Source organism: Micromonospora chalcea, assembly GCF_002926165.1.
GTDB lineage: Bacteria > Actinomycetota > Actinomycetes > Mycobacteriales > Micromonosporaceae > Micromonospora > Micromonospora chalcea.
In genome coordinates this window covers 1-17,546 of the sequence record NZ_MAGP01000127.1, presented here as the reverse complement: position 1 = coordinate 17,546, position 17,546 = coordinate 1, and the positions used below count along the sequence as shown (strand labels likewise).

General features: G+C 74.4%; 15 protein-coding genes. 7 read left to right on the top strand and 8 right to left on the bottom strand.

The genetic code is table 11. The annotated features are described in order from the left end of the window. Nucleotides 1–66 precede the first annotated feature (66 nt). Nucleotides 67–906 (top strand): DUF308 domain-containing protein, encoded by an 840-nt coding sequence (locus tag BAW75_RS20415; RefSeq protein WP_043329408.1) that lies wholly within the window; start codon nt 67–69, stop codon nt 904–906. Between the two features lie 172 nt (nt 907–1,078). Then, complete coding sequence (locus tag BAW75_RS20410; RefSeq protein WP_043329406.1) at nt 1,079–2,497, top strand: alpha,alpha-trehalose-phosphate synthase (UDP-forming); 1,419 nt, start codon at nt 1,079–1,081, stop codon at nt 2,495–2,497. A 16-nt stretch (nt 2,498–2,513) separates the two neighbouring features. Here BAW75_RS20410 and BAW75_RS20405 read toward each other — a convergent pair whose 3' ends face one another. From BAW75_RS20405 to BAW75_RS20380, 6 genes are all read right to left on the bottom strand, one after another. Continuing rightward, nucleotides 2,514–3,338, bottom strand: coding sequence for an alpha/beta hydrolase (locus BAW75_RS20405; protein ID WP_104114569.1), 825 nt, complete (start codon nt 3,336–3,338; stop codon nt 2,514–2,516). Beyond that, nucleotides 3,335–4,741, bottom strand: coding sequence for a flavin-containing monooxygenase (locus BAW75_RS20400; protein ID WP_043329402.1), 1,407 nt, complete (start codon nt 4,739–4,741; stop codon nt 3,335–3,337). The genes BAW75_RS20405 and BAW75_RS20400 overlap by 4 nt, the downstream gene beginning before the upstream one ends. Nucleotides 4,742–5,080: 339 nt before the next feature. After that, entirely contained in the window at nt 5,081–5,779 is a 699-nt protein-coding gene (locus BAW75_RS20395) for an endonuclease/exonuclease/phosphatase family protein (protein WP_104114568.1), read from the bottom strand. Nucleotide 5,780: 1 nt separating this feature from the next. Then, entirely contained in the window at nt 5,781–6,728 is a 948-nt protein-coding gene (locus tag BAW75_RS20390; RefSeq protein ID WP_104114580.1) for an ROK family glucokinase, read from the bottom strand. A 73-nt stretch (nt 6,729–6,801) separates the two neighbouring features. Continuing rightward, nucleotides 6,802–7,437 (bottom strand): hypothetical protein, encoded by a 636-nt coding sequence (locus BAW75_RS20385; protein WP_104114567.1) that lies wholly within the window; start codon nt 7,435–7,437, stop codon nt 6,802–6,804. 47 nt (nt 7,438–7,484) lie between these two features. Next, nucleotides 7,485–7,940, bottom strand: a complete 456-nt coding sequence (locus BAW75_RS20380; protein WP_043329393.1) for an SRPBCC family protein — start codon at nt 7,938–7,940, stop codon at nt 7,485–7,487. A gap of 166 nt (nt 7,941–8,106) precedes the next feature. Here BAW75_RS20380 and BAW75_RS20375 point away from each other — a divergent pair, with 166 nt between their 5' ends. From BAW75_RS20375 to BAW75_RS20355, 5 genes are all read left to right on the top strand, one after another. Continuing rightward, entirely contained in the window at nt 8,107–9,906 is a 1,800-nt protein-coding gene (locus BAW75_RS20375; RefSeq protein ID WP_064446408.1) for an AMP-dependent synthetase/ligase, read from the top strand. A gap of 14 nt (nt 9,907–9,920) precedes the next feature. Next, entirely contained in the window at nt 9,921–11,615 is a 1,695-nt protein-coding gene (locus BAW75_RS20370) for a sensor histidine kinase (RefSeq protein ID WP_043329391.1), read from the top strand. 7 nt (nt 11,616–11,622) lie between these two features. Next, entirely contained in the window at nt 11,623–12,291 is a 669-nt protein-coding gene (locus BAW75_RS20365; RefSeq protein WP_104114566.1) for a response regulator transcription factor, read from the top strand. Nucleotides 12,292–12,487: 196 nt separating this feature from the next. Continuing rightward, a complete protein-coding gene (locus BAW75_RS20360; RefSeq protein WP_043329389.1) occupies nt 12,488–13,300 on the top strand; it encodes an SAM-dependent methyltransferase in 813 nt (270 codons plus the stop codon). Nucleotides 13,301–13,376: 76 nt separating this feature from the next. Continuing rightward, nucleotides 13,377–15,044, top strand: coding sequence for a putative bifunctional diguanylate cyclase/phosphodiesterase (locus tag BAW75_RS20355; protein ID WP_244206189.1), 1,668 nt, complete (start codon nt 13,377–13,379; stop codon nt 15,042–15,044). Between the two features lie 48 nt (nt 15,045–15,092). On the opposite strand, the gene BAW75_RS20350 is transcribed toward BAW75_RS20355, so the two are convergent. Together BAW75_RS20350 and BAW75_RS20345 are read right to left on the bottom strand one after the other, a co-directional pair. After that, complete coding sequence (locus BAW75_RS20350) at nt 15,093–16,217, bottom strand: glycosyltransferase family 4 protein (protein ID WP_104114564.1); 1,125 nt, start codon at nt 16,215–16,217, stop codon at nt 15,093–15,095. Next, nucleotides 16,214–17,473 (bottom strand): M48 family metallopeptidase, encoded by a 1,260-nt coding sequence (locus BAW75_RS20345; protein ID WP_104114563.1) that lies wholly within the window; start codon nt 17,471–17,473, stop codon nt 16,214–16,216. Before BAW75_RS20345 ends, BAW75_RS20350 begins: the two co-directional genes overlap by 4 nt. Nucleotides 17,474–17,546: the final 73 nt, after the last annotated feature.

The following is a 17,546-nucleotide window of genomic DNA, read 5'->3' as shown; positions in this document are numbered from 1 at the left end:
CCCGGAACCGGGTGCCGACGTGTCACGATTCAGGGCACGGGCAGGGATCGGCGAAGGGGGTGTCCGGTGTCAGGGGGCGGGCCCCGTCGGGGACGGCGGGACAACGGGCTCGACGCGGCCGAGTACGCGGTCGCGGGCGACGTCGATCCACGCGTCGGCGAGCACCTGCTCGACGTGCTCGCCGCCGGTGGCATCGCGGCCTACCTCCAGCCCTCGGCCGACCTGAACCCGGTGACCCGCACCACCACCGTCCCGGCCCGCCCGGTCGACCGGCTCTACGTCGACAGGTCGCACCTGACCACCGCCCGGGACTACCTCACCCAGCTCGCCGACGAGGGCGGCGGCGAGCAGCCGCGCGCCGACGAGCCGGACATCGAGGCCGAGTGGGCGAAGATCGTCGCCGGGTTCCACACCGCGCCGAGCGCCGGCAGCCACCCCTGGCCCGCGGCCGAGGACGTGGACGACCCACCCCCGCCGGGCGCCGCCGCCGGCAGCCGCCCCGAGGAGCCGGCCGGGCCGACCGCCACCGACGTGCGCCGGCTGCCGTACGCGGCCGACATTTCCGGCGTCTCGCTCAGCCGGGACCGGCACGACGAGCCCTCGCTGCTGGACGGCCTGGACACGTTCGGCGCCAACCTGCCCGACGAGGCGTCGGACGAGGAGCACTACACCCCGCCCCCGCCGCCGCCGCTGCCCCGCTTCTCCAAGTACGCGGTGCTCGGCGTGGCCTGCATCGTGCTCGGCTTCCTGCTGTTCCTGTCCCCCACCGTGGTGTCGCTGGTCGACCCGTCGGTGGTGACGCTGCTCGGCTTCTCCGGCATCCTGGCCGGTTTCGTGATGCTGATCTGGCGGCTGCGCCCCGGCGACCGGGACGACCACGACCCGGACGACGGCGCGGTCGTCTGAGGTCGCGCCGTCCGGCTCTGCCCGGATGGCGGGACGCCGCTCGCCCCTGGGCCGGGACGTAACAAGCGTGTAACTTACAGTCAGTAGGAATAGGCTGAACGTCACGTCCCGCACCGGCTGTCCGGCTTGCGTCTCTTCCGGGTCGCCGGTCCCCTGCTGAGCGGAATGCCCGATGCGACAGAGCCCCCTGGTGGTGGTGGCCAACCGCCTCCCCATCGACGACAGTGTGGCGCCCGACGGCGCCTTCGAGTGGCGCCGCAGCCCCGGCGGCCTGGTGAGCGCCCTGCACCCGCTGCTGCGGCAGACGCCCGCCACCTGGGTCGGCTGGGCCGGCGGCACCGGTCCCGCCCCCGCGCTGCCGGACGTGGACGGCGTCCGGATGCACACCGTCCCGTTGAGCGCCGAGGACTTCCGCGACCACTACGAGGGCTTCGCCAACGCCACCCTCTGGCCGCTCTACCACGACGCCGTCGAGCAGCCGGAGTACCACCGCCGGTGGTGGGAGGCGTACCAGCGGGTCAACCAGCGCTTCGCCGAGGCGGCGGCCGAGACGGCCGAGCCCGGCGGCCTGGTCTGGGTGCAGGACTACCACCTCCAGCTGGTGCCCGGCCTGCTCCGCGACCTGCGGCCGGACCTGCGGATCGGCTTCTTCCTGCACGTGCCGTTCCCGCCGCCGGAGCTGTTCATGCAGTTGCCGCGCCGCGCCGAGCTGCTGCGCGGCATGCTCGGCGCCGACCTGATCGGCTTCCAGCGGGCCCAGGCCGCGCACAACTTCGCCCAGCTCGCCACCAAGGTGCTCGGCCTGCCCGCCACCGACCGGCGGATCGGCGTCGACGGCCGGGTGGTGCGCATCGGCGCCTTCCCGGTCGCCATCGACACCGCCGAGATGTCCGCGCTCGCGGCCCGCCCGGAGGTCGCCGAGCGGGCCCGCCGCCTGCGGCAGGACCTGGGCCAGCCGGAGCAGGTGATCCTCAGCGTCGACCGGATGGACTACACGAAGGGCATCGAGCAGCGGCTCAAGGCGTACCGCGAGCTGCTCGCCAGCGGCGACATCAAGGTCCGCGACACCGTGCTGGTGCAGGTGGCGGTGCCCAGCCGCGACCGGGTGGCGCAGTACCAGATCCTGCGGGACCGGGTCGAGCACCAGGTCGGGCGGATCAACGGCGAGTTCGGCCGGGTCGGCGAGCCGGCGATCCACTACCTCTCCCAGCCGTTCGACCGGGCCGAGCTGGTCGCGCTCTACCGCGTCGCGGACGTGATGGCGGTGACGCCGCTGCGCGACGGGATGAACCTGGTCGCGAAGGAGTACGTGGCGGCCCGGGTCGACGGCACCGGCGCGCTGCTGCTCAGCGAGTTCGCCGGCGCCGCCTCCGAGCTGGAGCAGGCGTACCTGGTCAACCCGCACGACCTCGACGGCCTCAAGCAGGGGCTGCTGGCCGCGCTGCGGGCCGGCCCGGAGGACGTGTCGGCGCGGATGCGCGCGATGCGCGACCATCTGGCGCGCAACGACATCCACGCCTGGGCGGCGTCCTACCTGAGCGCGCTGGAGGAGAGCGGGTCGCTCGCCGGCCGCCGCGCCGCAACCCGCTGACCCGGCGCCCCGGCGCTCACCCCGCCGCGGACGCCGGGTCCTTGTCCAGCCAGTCCAGGATCGCGTCGATCGGCTCCCGCCAGCGGGCGTCGAGCATCAGGTCGTGCCCCATGCCGGGGAAGAGCAGCGGCGCGGAGGCGTACCGCTGGGCGGCCCGGATCAGCGCGGACGCCGGCACGACCCGGTCGTCCGGGCTGCCCAGCACCAGCACCGGTGGCCGGCCCACCGCCGGCTCCGGCCCCCGGCCGGTCAGCAGCTGCCACTGCGCCCGCCGCCCGGCCCGGCCCAGCCGGGCCAGGTGCCGCCGGGCGTCGGCGTCGGGCAGCTCCCGGCTGAACAGCTGCCGCCGGTGCAGCCGCAGCCCGGCGCCGAAGACCGCCGGCACCGTGCCGACCGGGTTGCGCCGCAACGCCGTGCCGAACGTCGCCCAGCCGCCGAGCACCGGCGCCACCAGCACCGCGGCCCGCGCCGGGTAGCGGGCCAGCGCGTGCGCCACCACCCGGGCGCCGGCGCCGTGCCCCACCAGCACCGCCTGCCGCGGCAGGCTCGCCGCCACCTGCGTCACGTCATGGGTGTACGACCGCAGCGTCGCCTCCGGCGCCGGCTCGCTGCCGCCGTGCCCGCGCAGGCTCAGCGCGTACGCCGGGAAGCCGCGACCGGCGGCGTGCCCCAGCCAGTGCTCGGCGAACGCCCACGCGCCGTGGCCGAAGCCGGGTACGAACAGCAGCGGCGGCTTCGCCTCCTCCCGCTCGGGTACGGCGGCGAGAACCTCCCGGCGGGCGGGCCGCTCCGGCCGGGCCCACTCCCAGGACCGGACGACCCGCACACGCTCAACCGTCATTTGACACCCTCCAGCTCGTGCAGCGCCCGCTGGAGCGCACGCAGGTAGTCGGCGTGCCCGACCTCGAACCAGTGCCGGGTGCTGTCCTTGACCTTGGCCGAGTACCGCTCGCCGAGGCCCGCGCGGACCTTGCGTTCGAACGCGGCGGCCCGCTCCGGCCGGGTGGCGCGCAGCGTGAGCAGCCGGGCGAACAGCACGCTCTGCCAGTGCGAGATGGGGAAGATGCCGGAGTCCGGCTGCACCAGGCCGACCACGGCGAGCGTGGGATACCCGGCGGTGAACGCGTTGAGCCACAGCCGGGGCCGCCCGGACCCGTCCTCGTCGCCGAGCACCTGTCCCTTGAGGAACTCGAAGCGCGGCAGGTAGCCGGTGGCGAAGACGACCAGCTCCGGGTCGATGCGCCGGCCGTCGGTCAGCTCGACCGCACGGTCGTCGAACCGGGCCACGTCCGGCACCGGCGTGACCTCGCCGTGCCCGACGTAGTAGACGAGCTGGCTGTTGGCGATCGGGTGCGTCTCGTAGACGCGGTGGTCGGGCTCGGGCATGCCGAACCGGGTCAGGTCGCCGACGGTCAGCCGCAGCGTCCAGTGGTAGAGCCACTGCCGTACCCGCAGTGGCACCCGCAGCGCCAGCAGCGTGTCGTTGACCTGGTCGGCGGGGCGGCCGAGGACGTACTTCGGGGCGTACCAGTAGCCGCGCCGGGTGGAGTGCCAGCAGTGCGACGCCTGCTGGGCCGCCTCGACCGCGATGTCGCAGCCGGTGTTGCCGGCGCCCACCACCAGCACCCGCTTGCCGCGCAGCTGCGCCGGGTCCTTGTAGGACGAGGCGTGCATGACCTCGCCCCGGAACTGCTCCAGCCCTTCGTAGCGGGGCAGCTTCGGCGACCAGTTGTGCCCGTTGGCGAGCACCACGGCGGCGTACCGGGAGGTGCGTTCGGGGCCGTAGCCGCCGGTGCTGCGCGTGGTCACGTCCCACCGGTCCCCCTCGACCGGCTCGACCCGGACCACCTCGGTGCCGAACCAGACGTGCTGGCGCAGGTCGAAGTGGTCGGCGTACCGCTCGAAGTAGGACAGCAGCTGGCTGTGGTGCGGGTAGTCCGGCCAGTCGTCCGGCATCGGGAAGTCGGGGAACTGGGTGAACGGCCGGGACGAGATCAGGTGCGTGCTGGCGTACACCGGGCTGCGGTCGTGCCGCCAGTTCCAGGCGCCGCCGACGCCTGTCTCCCGCTCGTAGCAGTCCACGCCGAAGCCGGCCTCGCGGAGGTTCTTGACGGCGGTCAGGCCGCTGGCGCCGGCGCCGATGACGCAGACCGTGTCACCCCGGTCGGAGACCGGGCGTTCGGCACGGCTCGATGCGACCGTGGAGTCCGGATCGGGGTGGCCGGGGTCGGTGGAGGAGGACACCGCGAAATCCTGCCGAGAATGCCAGCGGTTGTCCAGCCACCGATTTCGCCGCCGCCCACCCGCTCGACTCGCTTGACACAGCGTCACCGCCGGCCCGGTCACCGAGCGTGAATGGACCGGCCGCGCCGGAGGCGTACCTCGTGCGCCCTTTGCTCTGCCGCCACGGACGCGGCACCGGCGGGAGCGGGCCTGACGCCTCTCGGTCGGCCGGCCGGGAGGCGGCCGCCGATCACGACGGGTAACTGATGCGCATGTGGCGGCAGAGCAAAGGCGGCGAAGCGGTTGTCCTGCCGGCCGCCGGGTCCGTGACCGTGCGTCACGGCCGGCGGTCCGCGGCCGTCAGGCGGTGGGCAGCAGCAGGTCCACCAGGACCGGGAAGTGGTCGCTGGCGCGACGGGTCAGCGGCGTGTCCACCACGTCGTAGTCGACCACTGTGATCCGGGGGTCGACGAACAGCGCGTCAATGCGGCGGCGCGGGTCGGCGCAGGAGAACGTGTGCCGGTCGGCCCGGTCGGCGGCCAGCGCCGCGTCGGTGAGCCCCTCGGCGACCGTCCGCCAGGCCGGCCCGTCCGGGCCCTCGTTGAGGTCCGCGCCGGCCACTACGGGCAGCGTGGACGCGGCCAGCTCCCGCTTGAACGCGGCCGCCTGCGCGGGCCGCTCGGCCGGGTCGGTGGACAGGTGCGAGCCGGCCAGCAGCACATCGACGCCGCCGACCCGGCAGCGCGCGTACGCGGCGCCGCGCATGTGCCGCCCCGGCGTCAGCGGATAGCGCTGGCAGCTGGTTTCGGTGACCCGCACCCGCAGGCTGGTCAGCAGCACGTTGCCCAGCGACGGCAGGCCACCGGCCGCCACGACCATGCCGAACGACTCGGCGAGCGCGGCGCACTTCTGCCGCCACCGGAACCGGCGCGGTCCCTCCTGGACGATCACCACGTCCGGGTCCGCGCCCCGGACCACCTCGGCCAGCGCGGCGGTGTCGTCCCGCTGGCCGTGGACGTTGTACGACAGCACCCGCAGCGGCACACCCGAGTCCGTCATGTCAGATCCGCCGGGCCAGGTCGGCGGCGCCGATCACACCTGCGGTGTTGCCCAGCTCGGCCGGGCGCAGCTCGGCGACGGGCAGGCGGCTGCGCTGGGCCAGCGCCTCGGCGAACGACCGGCGGGTCGGGCCGAGCAGCAGGTCGCCGGCGTCGATCACGCCGCCGCCCACCACCAGCACCTGCGGGTCGAGGATCTGCGCCATGTCCGCGAGGCTGGTGCCGAGCCAGCGGCCGACCTGGGCGAACGCCTCGGTGGAGACCGGATCGCCGCCCTTGGCCGCGGCGGTCACCATCGGGCCGGTGATCGACTCGGCCTCGCCGTCGGCCAGCTCCAGCAGCGCGGTGGCCCGGTGCGGCTCCTGCCGGGCTGCGGCGCGGGCGAAGCGGACCAGGGCGCTGCCGCTGGCGTACTGCTCGATGCAGCCCAGCCGGCCGCAGCCGCACTGGTGGCCGTCCGGCACGGTGAGCATGTGCCCCAGCTCGGCGGCGATGCCGTTGGCGCCGCGGACCAGGCCGCCGCCGAGCACGATGCCACCGCCGACGCCGGTGCCGATGGTGAACATGACCATCGAGTCGTCGGCGTCGCGGGCCGCACCGTAGCGGAACTCCGCCCAGGCGGCCACGTTCCCGTCGTTCTCCACGATCACCGGCAGGCCGGTGGCGTCCCCGACGTACGTGCGCAGCGGCTCGTCCCGCCAGGCCAGGTTCGGGGCGAACAGCACGGTGGAGCGGGAGGCGTCGATCCAGCCGGCGGCGCCGATGCCGACCGCCTCGACGGCGTGCCCGGCGGCCAGTTCGGTGACCACCTCGATGATGACGTCGCGGGTCTTGGCCACGTCGTCGGCGGGGGTGTCCCGTCGCGTCTGCACGAGTACCGTGCCGGCGTCGTCCACGACACCGCCGGCCACCTTCGTGCCACCGACGTCGACTCCGATGGTCAGCGTCACCGCTGCCACTCCCCTCTGCTGTGCTGCCCGGGGACCGGCCGAACCAGCCGTACGGTCCCGGGATGTCCGGTGGTCAGGCCCCGTCGCCTGGTGCGTCCGCGCCCACCTCTCCGGACGCCCGCGAGGCGGGCACCACGGGACGGCCGGCCGGTGGGCCGATCGTCGCCGGCTCCGGCGGCCCGGCGGCGTCGGCGGCGGCACCCGAATCGGCCGCGCCCTCCCCCCGGGTGGCGGCGGACCACACGTCCTGCTCGGGTGCCGGCTGAGAATCATGCCCGGTACGGGTCGCCTCGCGCCACACGTGGTCCCCGGATCCGTCCGCCGCGGCGGTGCCGTCGTCGGCGGTTCGCTCCGGCTCGGCGGGGGTGAACGCGCGCAGCAGGCTCGCCACGCCGGCCGCCAGGTCCCCGGCGCCGGTGGCGAGCCGCTCGGCGAATTCCGGACTCGGGTCGCGCAACGCGGCGATACCGCGACAGACGGGGCAGACACAGCATTCCGGCGAGCCGGTGGCGAAACCGGCGGGCGCGGGCGTCTCCGGAGCGGGCCCGGCGCCGGGCGGGGTGTGACCGAGGACACCGGAGAGGATCCCACCGAGCGGACCCCAGGCGCCGGAGCCGGGCGCGGCGGCGGCCATCTTCGCGCCGGCGAGCAGGGTGGCGACGAGGCGCTCGGCCTCTTCCCGGGCCGAACCCGGATCAGTGGTGCCCATGGTTCGGCTCCTCCAGCGTGACTACCGGGACGGTCGGGACGGTCGGGTCAGTGCGCCGCACCGGGTGCTTCTACCCGGCGCTTGAGCTGCTTCAACGCCGTATCCATGATCATTTTCTCGGCCTTGCGGCGGAACATGCCGAGCATCGCCACGGACAGCTCCACCTCCAGCGTGTAGGTCACCGTGGTCGTCCCGTCCGGGTTGCCCACCAGGTCGTACGACCCGCGCTGGGACCGCTGCATCTTCGACGGGGCGACCAGGCGCCACTCGATCCGGGAGATGTCCTCGGCGTACTCGTAGGCCAGCACGTACTCGTCGGCCAGCACGCCCGCGTCGAGGGTGAACCGGACCTGGCTGGCATAGCCGTCCTCGTACTCCTCGATCACCTCGGCCTCGCGTACCGCCTCGGTCCACTCGGGGTAACTGGGGAAGTCGCAGATGACGGCCGCCACCCGATCCGGTGACGCGCCGATGATGATCGACTGGGTGGAGGAGTCCGCCATGGGGGGAGGCTACCCGGCCGCGTCCCGCCCGGCGCCGCTCCACCCGCCGACGGGCCTCCCACCAGCCGGTCGGCCAACCTCCCTGGCCGACCCCCCGGGGTGTGCGGGTAGGTTTCGACAGAGCCGACCAGGCCGGCCCCCGCCGGTAGAGCACGAGGGAGTGCAGGTGCGCGAGTTCTCCGTCCCGCCGATCGTCACCGTCGGCGACGCGGCCAACCTGACCGACCCGGTCTGGGAAAACGCCGAGGTCGCCCCGGACACCGTGCAGTTCGTCCGTCCCGGCGCGGGGACGGCGCGCGAGGAGGTGACCTGCCGGCAGTTCCGCGACGAGGTGGTCGCGGTGGCCCGGGGCCTGATCGCGGCGGGCGTCTCCCCCGGCGACCGGGTCGGCCTGATGAGCCGCACCCGCTACGAGTGGACCCTGTTCGACTACGCGATCTGGGCCGCCGGCGCGGTCACCGTGCCGATCTACGAGACCTCCAGCGCCGAGCAGGCCGCCTGGATCCTCGGCGACTCCGGCGCCGTCGCCGTGGTGGTGGAGAGCACCGCGCACGCCACCCTGGTCGCCGGCGTCCGGGACCGGCTGCCCGAGCTGCGCGAGGTCTGGCAGATCGAGCTGGGCGCGGTGGACGACCTGGTCACCGCCGGCGAGGCGGTGGACCCGGCCGAGGTCGAGACGCGCCGTTCCATGCTCAAGGCCGGCGACGTCGCCACGATCATCTACACCAGCGGCACCACCGGCCGGCCGAAGGGCTGCGTGCTGACCCACCGCAACATCTACACCGACATCGCCAACGCGGTGCCGGTGCTGCCGAACCTGTTCCGCCCGGGCGCCTCGACGCTGCTGTTCCTGCCGCTCGCGCACGCCTTCGCCCGGCTCATCCAGGTCGGCGTGGTGCACGCCCGGGCCACCATGGCGCACTGCGCGGACACCAAGAACCTGGTCGCCGAGCTGCAGGACGTCAAGCCGACGTTCGTGCTCTCCGTACCCCGGGTCTTCGAGAAGGTCTACAACGGCGCGCGGCAGAAGGCCGAGTCCGAGGGGAAGGGCAAGATCTTCGACCGGGCGGAGAAGGTCGCCATCGCCTGGAGCGAGGCGCAGGAGCTGCCCGGCGGTCCCGGCCTGGGCCTGCGCGCGCAGCACGCCCTCTTCGACAAGCTGGTCTACCGCAAGCTGCGGGCGGCGATGGGCGGCCGGTGCCGCGACGCCATCTCCGGCGGCGCGCCGCTGGGCGCGCGCCTCGGGCACTTCTTCCGCGGCATCGGGGTGACCATCTGCGAGGGGTACGGCCTGACCGAGACCTCCCCGGCCGCCGCCGCGAACCTGCCCACCGGCACCCGGATCGGCACCGTCGGCCGCCCGCTGCCCGGCGTCACCATCCGGATCGAGGACGACGGCGAGGTCCTCATCGCCGGCGACATCGTCTTCCAGGGCTACTGGCACAACGAGGCGGCCACCGCCGAGGCGATCAGCGCCGACGGCTGGTTCCGCACCGGCGACCTCGGGCACCTCGACGAGGACGGCTACCTGAGCATCACCGGCCGCAAGAAGGAGATCATCGTGACCGCCGGCGGCAAGAACGTCGCCCCGGCGGTGCTGGAGGACCAGGTCCGGGCGCACCCGCTGATCAGCCAGTGCGTGGTGGTCGGCGACCGGCAGCCGTTCATCGCCGCGCTCGTCACCATCGACGAGGAGGCGCTGCCGAAGTGGCTCGCCGCGCAGGGCCGCCCGGAGACCACGAGCATCGCCGAGCTGCGCGAGGACGCGACGCTGCGCGCCGAGGTGCAGGGCGCGATTGACCAGGCCAACCAGGCGGTCTCCAAGGCCGAGGCGATCAAGGTGTTCCGGATCCTGCCGCAGGACTTCACCGAGACCACCGGTGAGCTGACCCCGTCGCTGAAGGTCAAGCGGCAGGTCGTGCACAAGACGTACGCCTCGGAGATCGCGGAGATCTACCAACGCTGACTACGATCCGTCACGTGCCCGCCTCCACATCCGGCCAGCCGCAGACGCAGCCCCTCGCGGTCGCGGCCCGCGCGGTCCTCCTCGCGCTGGTCGCCGCCCTGACCCTGTTCGCCACCCGCGACGCCGCCCAGCTCTGGTGGATCGCCCTGCTGGGCGTCGCGGGGCTGCCCGCCGTGCTCGCCCCACAGCACCGGCTGCTCACCCCGATCAGCAGGTTCGCCGAGGTGGTGGTGCTCGGGCTGGCCGCCAGCCAGGTCGCCGCCGACACCCACCTCACCGGTGTCACCGGGGGCGTTGGCGCCTCGGCGGTGCTGCCGTACCTCGCGGTGCCGGTCACCGTGACCGCGCTGAGCCGCCGGTTCCGCGAGGGCGCCGCGCTGCTCGCGGTGGCGGCGGCGACGCTCGTGGCGAGCGCCGCGTTCACCCGGGTCGACGGCGGCGCGCAGCTCGGTCAGGTCGGCTACCTGGCGGTCTGCGCCCAGTGGCTGATCCTGGCCGGTCTCGGCCTCTACACCGCCGGCACGCTCCAGCGCGTGATGCGGGTCCGCGGCGAGGGCAAACCCCAGCCGTACGCCGAGGCGACCCGGCTGCTCACCCAGTTGCGTACGGTCGCCCGCCAGCTGCCCGGCGCCACGCTCGACCCGGGCGGCATCTCCGAGCACCTGCTGGAGGAGCTGCGGGTGGTGGCGAAGACCGACCGGGGCGCGGTGCTCTCCGCCAGCGGCGGCGGCCGGCTGGTGGTGCTGGCCCAGATCGGCGCGGACCGGGTCGACTGGGAGACCACGCTCGACGCCGACTCGGCCATCGCCGACGCCTGGGCCAGCCAGCAGCCGACCGTCTCGTCCCGGTCGCAGGCCCGGTCCCGGCACTCCGGCGAGGTCTCCGCGCTGATCGTGCCGCTGGTGGCGGGCGTACGCACGGTCGGCCTGGTGGTGATCGAGGCGGACACCGCCGCCGCGTACCCGCCGCCGGTGGTGTCCCGGGTGACGGCGCTGACCGGCCCGGCGGCGCTGCGGCTGGAGGCGGCGCTGCTCTTCGACGAGGTGCGCTCGCTGGCGACCAACGAGGAGCGGCAGCGGCTGGCCCGGGAGATCCACGACGGGGTCGCCCAGGAACTGGTCATGGTCGGGTACGGCATCGACAACGCCCTGGCCACCGTGCACGAGGACGCCGACGAGACCGCCGACTCGCTGCGCACGCTGCGCCAGGAGGTGACCCGGGTGATCACCGAGCTGCGGCTGAGCCTGTTCGAGCTGCGCAGCGAGGTGGACCGGCACGGTGGCCTGGCCGCCGCCATCGCCGAGTACGCCCGCACCGTCGGCGCCTCCGGCGGCCTGCGGGTGCACCTGTCACTGGACGAGTCCACCGCCCGGCTGCCGGCCGCGACCGAGGCCGAGTTGCTGCGCATCGCGCAGGAGGCGGTGACGAACGCCCGTAAGCACGCCGGCGCGTCGAATCTGTGGGTCACGTGCGAGGTGGATCCCCCGTACACCCGAATCGAAGTGTCGGATGACGGTCACGGCATCGGTGACCAGCGCCCGGACGGGCACTATGGCCTTGCGATCATGGCCGAGAGGGCGGAACGTATCCGAGGCCGGTTGGAGATCAGGCCACGTCGACCCAGTGGGACGACAGTGGCCGTGGTGCTCGGCTCGTCGCCCCGGCGCGATAAGGTGCGCGGCAGCGCCGCAGCAGCAGAAGGGGAGTAACCCGAGGATGACCAGCAGTCCGACACCGGCCACCCGTACCAAGGTTCTCCTAGTCGACGACCACGACCTCATCCGTAAGGGTCTTCGTCACGCGTTCGAGCGTGACCGTCAGTTCGAGGTCGTGGGCGAGGCCGCCACCGCCGCGGAGGGCGTGCGCCAGGCCGGCGCGCTCCAGCCCGACGTGGTGATCATGGACCTTCGCCTGCCCGACGGCAGCGGCCTGGAGGCCACCCGCGCCCTGCGCAAGTCCAGCGCGTCGATGGGCATCGTCGTGCTGACCATGTACGCCGGCGACGACCAGCTCTTCGGCGCCCTGGAAGCCGGCGCGAGCGCGTTCGTGCCGAAGACCGCGCCGGCCGACGCCGTGGTCGCCGCCGCCCGGCACGCCGCCTCCTCCCCCAGCGCGTTCACCGCCGCCGACCTGGCCGAGGCGATGAAGCGCCGGCTGGCCCCGTCCGGCCCGCAGCTGTCCCCCCGTGAGGGCCAGGTGCTGCGGCTGCTCGCCGACGGCATGAGCGTGGCGGGCATCGCCAAGCAGCTGTTCGTCAGCGAGTCGACCGCCAAGACCCACATCTCCAAGCTCTACGAGAAGCTGGGCGCCGCCAACCGGGCCCAGGCGCTGATGACCGCGCTGCGGCTGGGCCTGCTCGAGGCACCGGACGCGCCCAAGTTCTGAGGCACACCGCCGGAAGAGGCCCCGTCCACCGCGGACGCGGGCCTCTCCGGCGTCGTGGGTGCGGCTGACCGCGTACGGTGAACGGCCGGACGCATAGCGACGACGGTCTTTGCACCACGACGGCGGAGGGGCAGAATACCCGGGTGATCCGCGCGGCGGTGACCACCGCGCGCCGTCGACACCCGAGGGGCAGGACATGCAGCGGCCGGACTGGGCACCCGAGACGATCGACATCGAACGCCCCAGCGTCGCCCGCATGTACGACTACTACCTCGGCGGCTCGCACAACTTCGCCGCCGATCGGGCGGCCGCCCGCGCGATGGTGGAGGCGGTGCCGGAGGCGCCACTGATGGCCCAGGCCAACCGCGCGTTCCTGCGCCGGGCCGTGCAGTACCTCGCCCAGGCCGGCGTCCGCCAGTTCCTCGACATCGGCTCGGGCATCCCCACCGTCGGCAACGTGCACGAGATCGCCCAGCGGATCGACGGGCAGTCGCGCGTCGTCTACGTCGACGTGGACCCGGTGGCGGTGGCGCACAGCCAGGAGATCCTGGCCGGCAACGAGCACGCCACCGTGCTCCAGGAGGACCTGCGCCGCCCGGAGGCGATCCTGACCCATCCGGAGGTCACCCGGCTGCTGGACTTCAGCCGTCCGGTCGCGGTGATGATCGTGGCGGTGCTGCACTTCATCCCGGACAGCGACCGCCCCGAGGAGATCCTGCGGACGCTGCGCGGAGCACTGGCGCCCGGCAGCCACCTGGTGCTCTCCCAGGCCAGCGAGGAGGGCCGCGACGGCACCGGCGAGCGGGCCGAGGCGGAGCGGGTCTACCGGCGCACCGACAGCCAGCTCTGGATCCGCAGCCGGGCCGAGCTGACCGCGCTGTTCGACGGCTTCGAACTGGTCGACCCGGGTGTGGTGTGGGTGCCGCAGTGGCGGCCGGACTCCCCCGACCAGGCCGAGAACGCCGAGCGGGCCGTGTTCATGGGCGGGGTCGGGCGGCTCGGTGGGTGACGACGCGGCCCGCAGCAGGCCCGGCGTGTTCGCCCGGGCCTGGGCCAAGGCGGTGTCCGGCACCAGCTACCTGCCGATGACCCAGTCGCAGCTGGAGGAGATGCTGCAACGGCTCACCGAACGGCTGGCCCAGGCGCTGCGTGCCGAGCCGTTCGACCTGCGGATCGGCCAGCAGGTCGGCGCGGAGCTGGTGCAGGCGCACATCGCCTCCGCCGAAGGGCTGGGCCGCACCGTCGAGGTGATCCAGCTGCGCCTGGTCCGCGACCTCGACCTGGTCGTCGACGACGTCGAGGACCGGATGGCCCGGCTGCTCGCCACCGTCGCCACCGGGTACGCCCGCGCGCTGCGCGACCGCACGCTCGACGAGCAGGAGTCCATCCGCCGGGCCGCCATGATGGCCCGTGCGCAGGCGGAACGGGCGCTGCGCGACAGCGAGGCCCGGTTCCGGCACCAGGCCACCCACGACCCGCTCACCGGCCTGCCCAACCGCACGCTGTTCACCGAGCGGCTGGCCGCCGCGATCAACCGGGGCGCCGACCGGGTCGGCGTCTGCTTCCTGGACCTGGACCGGTTCAAGGTCGTCAACGACTCCCTCGGCCACCAGGTCGGCGACTCGTTGCTGGTCGCGGTGGCGCAGCGGCTGCACGAGGCGCTCGGCGAGCATCTGGTGGCCCGGCTCGGCGGCGACGAGTTCGTGATCCTGATCGAGCGCACGACCGGCACCGACGACGCGGTGCAGGTCGCCGAGGCGGCGCTGGCCGCGGTACGCGAGCCGGCGCTGGTCGACGGCCACGAGCTGACCGTCTCGGCGAGCATCGGCATCGTGGAGCGCCCGGTCGCGGGCACCTCCCCGATGGAGCTGATGCGCGCGGCCGACAGCACGCTGCACTGGGCCAAGGCCGCGGGCGGGGCCCGCTGGTCGCTGTTCGACGCCGACCGCAACCGCCGCGACCTGGCCCGGTACGCGCTGTCCGCGGCCATCCCCGCCGCCCTGGACCGGGGCGAGTTCTACCTCGACTACCAGCCGCTGACGTCCCTGCGCGACGGGCGGGTCCTCGGCATGGAGGCGCTGGTCCGCTGGCGCCACCCCGAACTGGGCGTGCTGCGGCCGGGCAGCTTCATCCCGCTGGCCGAGGAGACCGGGCTGATCGTCCCGCTCGGCAGCTGGGTGCTGGCCGAGGCGTGCCGCGAGGCGGGCACCTGGTCGGCGGTCGACGGCGACGCGCCGTTCGTCAGCGTCAACCTCGCCGTACGCCAGTTGCACCGGGCCGACCTGGTGCCCGAGGTACGCGGCGTGCTCGGCCGCACCGGCCTGCCGCCGCGCCGGCTGCAACTGGAGATCACCGAGAGCACCATGATGAGCACCGTGGTCGAGCCGGTGCGGGCGCTGCGGGTGCTCGGTGACCTGGGGGTCCGGGTCGCCATCGACGACTTCGGCACCGGCTACTGCAACCTCGCGTACCTGCGGGACCTGCCGGTCGACGAGCTGAAGGTGGCCGGTGAGTTCGTCACCGGCCTGCGCGCGCCGGACAGCGGCACCGACGAGCGGATCCTCGCCTCGCTCGTGTCGCTGGCGCACGCGCTGGACCTGACCGTCACCGCCGAGGGCGTGGAGACAGCCGACCAGGCGGACCGGCTGCGCGCGATCGGCTGCGACGCCGGGCAGGGCTGGCACTTCGGCCGCCCCGGCCCGGCGGCGCCGCACCTGGGCCGGGTGCCCGTGCACGTCGAAGCCGTCTCCTGAGGCGGCTCGGCCGTCGTGCCGGAGCCGCTTGCGGGTCGGGGGCGGCGTTCAGCCGGCCAGCAGCGCGGCCATCCGCTGCGCCTGCGTCTCCCAGCGCCACTCCCGTTCCACCCACGCCCGGCCGGCGGCGCCGAACTGCCGGGCCAGGTCCCGGTCGGCGAGCAGCGTGGCCACCCGGTCGGCGAGCTGGGCCACGTCCCGGCCGCCGACCACGTACCCGGTCTCGCCGTCGCGGACCGCGTCCGGCGCGCCCCCGGAGTCGCCGGCCACCACCGGCAGCCCGGTGGCGCCCGCCTCCAGGTAGACGATCCCGAGGCCCTCCACGTCCAGGCCCCGGTTACGGGTGCGGCAGGGCATCGCGTACACGTCACCGGCCGCGTAGTGGGCGGGCAGGTCGGCCGACGGCACCGAACCGGTGAACACCACGTCGCGTTCCAGCCCGCTCTGCCGGGCCAGCTTCTCCAGCGTCGAGCGGTACGGTCCGCCGCCGACCACCAGCAGCGCGGCGCCGGGCACCCGGCGGCGGATCTCCGGCAGCGCGCGGATCAGCATGTCCTGGCCCTTGCGGGGCACCAGCCGCGACACGCACACCACCACCGGCCGGTCGGCCAGCCCGAGCCGTTCGCGGACCTTCGTGCCGTCGACGTCCGGGTGGTAGGTGTCCACGTCCACGCCGGGCGCGAGCCGCCGCAGCTCGGTCAGCCCGTCCAGCACGCGCGCCAGCCGCGTCCGGGTGTACTCGCCGAGGTAGGTGGTCACGTCCACGCCCCGGCCGATGCGGCGCAGGGCCGAGCGGGCGCCGGGCAGCGCCGCCCATCCGACCTCGTGTCCGTGGGTCAGCGCCACGGCCCGGCGGATCCCGGACCGCCGCCGCAGGCCCGCCGCGAGCAGCCCCAGCGGGGCCGCCGCGCCGAACCAGACCGTGTCGCAGTCGTACGAGCGGGCCAGCCGCGCCGCCCGCCGCGCGATCAGCGGCGTGGGCAGCAGCACCCGGGTACGTTCCCGCACCACCTCGAACGGCTGGTCGGCGTCGAACTTCTCCGCCCCGCGCCAGCTCGACGCATAGACCACCACCGAGCCGGGCTGCTGTCGCACCGCGAGGTTGTGCACGAAGGACTGGATGCCACCGGGGCGCGGCGGGAAGTCGTTGGTGATCAGCAAGGTGCGGCTCATCGGCCGGACTCCCTGGCGTAGGCGCGGGCGGCGGCCATCCGCTCCACGGTGGACGGGTGGGTCGCCGACCAGAGATGCTCCCAGCGCGGCGGGTCGGGGTCGGCCAGGTTCACCCCGGCCAGCCGGCGCTGCATCGCCTCGAACGTCGCCGGGTCGCCGGTGAGCGCCAGCGCGTGGGCGTCGGCGCGGGCCTCGATCCGCCGGGAGACCAGCGCCTGCACCGGCGTGGTGAGCAGGCCGGCGACCGTGACCAGCGCGATCAGCAGCGGGAACGCCCGCGGCTGGGCGATCGAGTCGACGCCGGCGAGCCGCAGCAGCGGCGTCCAGGAGCCGATCAGGTAGAGCGCCACCACCGCGGCGGCGGCGCCGAGCGCGCCGAGCAGCGTGCCGGTCCACACGTCCCGGTCCTTGGCGTGGCCCAGCTCGTGGGCGACCACGCTCGTCACCTCGGCCGGCTCCGCCTCGCGCAGCAGCGTGTCGTAGACCACCACCCGCCGCGTCGGCCCGAGCCCGGAGACGTACGCGTTCACCGCCCGGGTGCGCCGCGACGCGTCGGCGACGAGCACGTCGCGCACCGGTACGCCGTCCCGGGCCGCCATCGCGGTCAGCTCGCTGCGCAGCGGGCCCGGCTCCATCGGCGTGAACCTGTTGAACACCGGCTCGACGAGCACCGGCAGCACGAACGACAGCACCACCACCAGCGCCGCCGCGCCGGCCGCGCCGAACGCCCACCACCAGCGCGGGGCCAGCCGGACCACGGTGTAGAAGCCGAGCAGCACCAGCGCGCCGATCACCGCGCTGACCGCGTACGACTTGAGCAGGTCGACCGCCCAGCCGCCCCAGCTCTGGGTGCTCAGCCCGTAGCGGACCAGCACGGTGCGCCGCCAGGCCGCGAACGGCAGGGTGAGCAGGTCGGCGAGGAACATGACGGCCAGCCCGCCGAGCACCGCCTGCGCGATCCAGTGCCCGCCGAAGGGCCGGCCGGCCAGTTCGACCAGGCGCCCGCCCAGCGGGGTCAGGCCGAGCAGCAACGCCACCACCAGCCCGACCGCCAGCGCCGACCAGGCCGCCGGGCGCAGCGCGCCGTGGAACGCGCGGCCCCGGGTCACCTGTTCGGCCGGAAGGTCACGCAGCGCCGCGAGCTGGTCGGCTCGCGGCGCGGGCGGCCGGCTCCACGGCAGCGGCAGCGCCACCGCCACGAGCAACGCCACCGCCAGGCCGGCCAGGGTCAGCAGGGCCCACGCGCGCGGGGTCACCGCTCCACCCCGCCGTCGTGCCCGGTCCGCGTCATCCCGCCCCCTCCCGCCGTGACCGCTCATCCTATTGCCC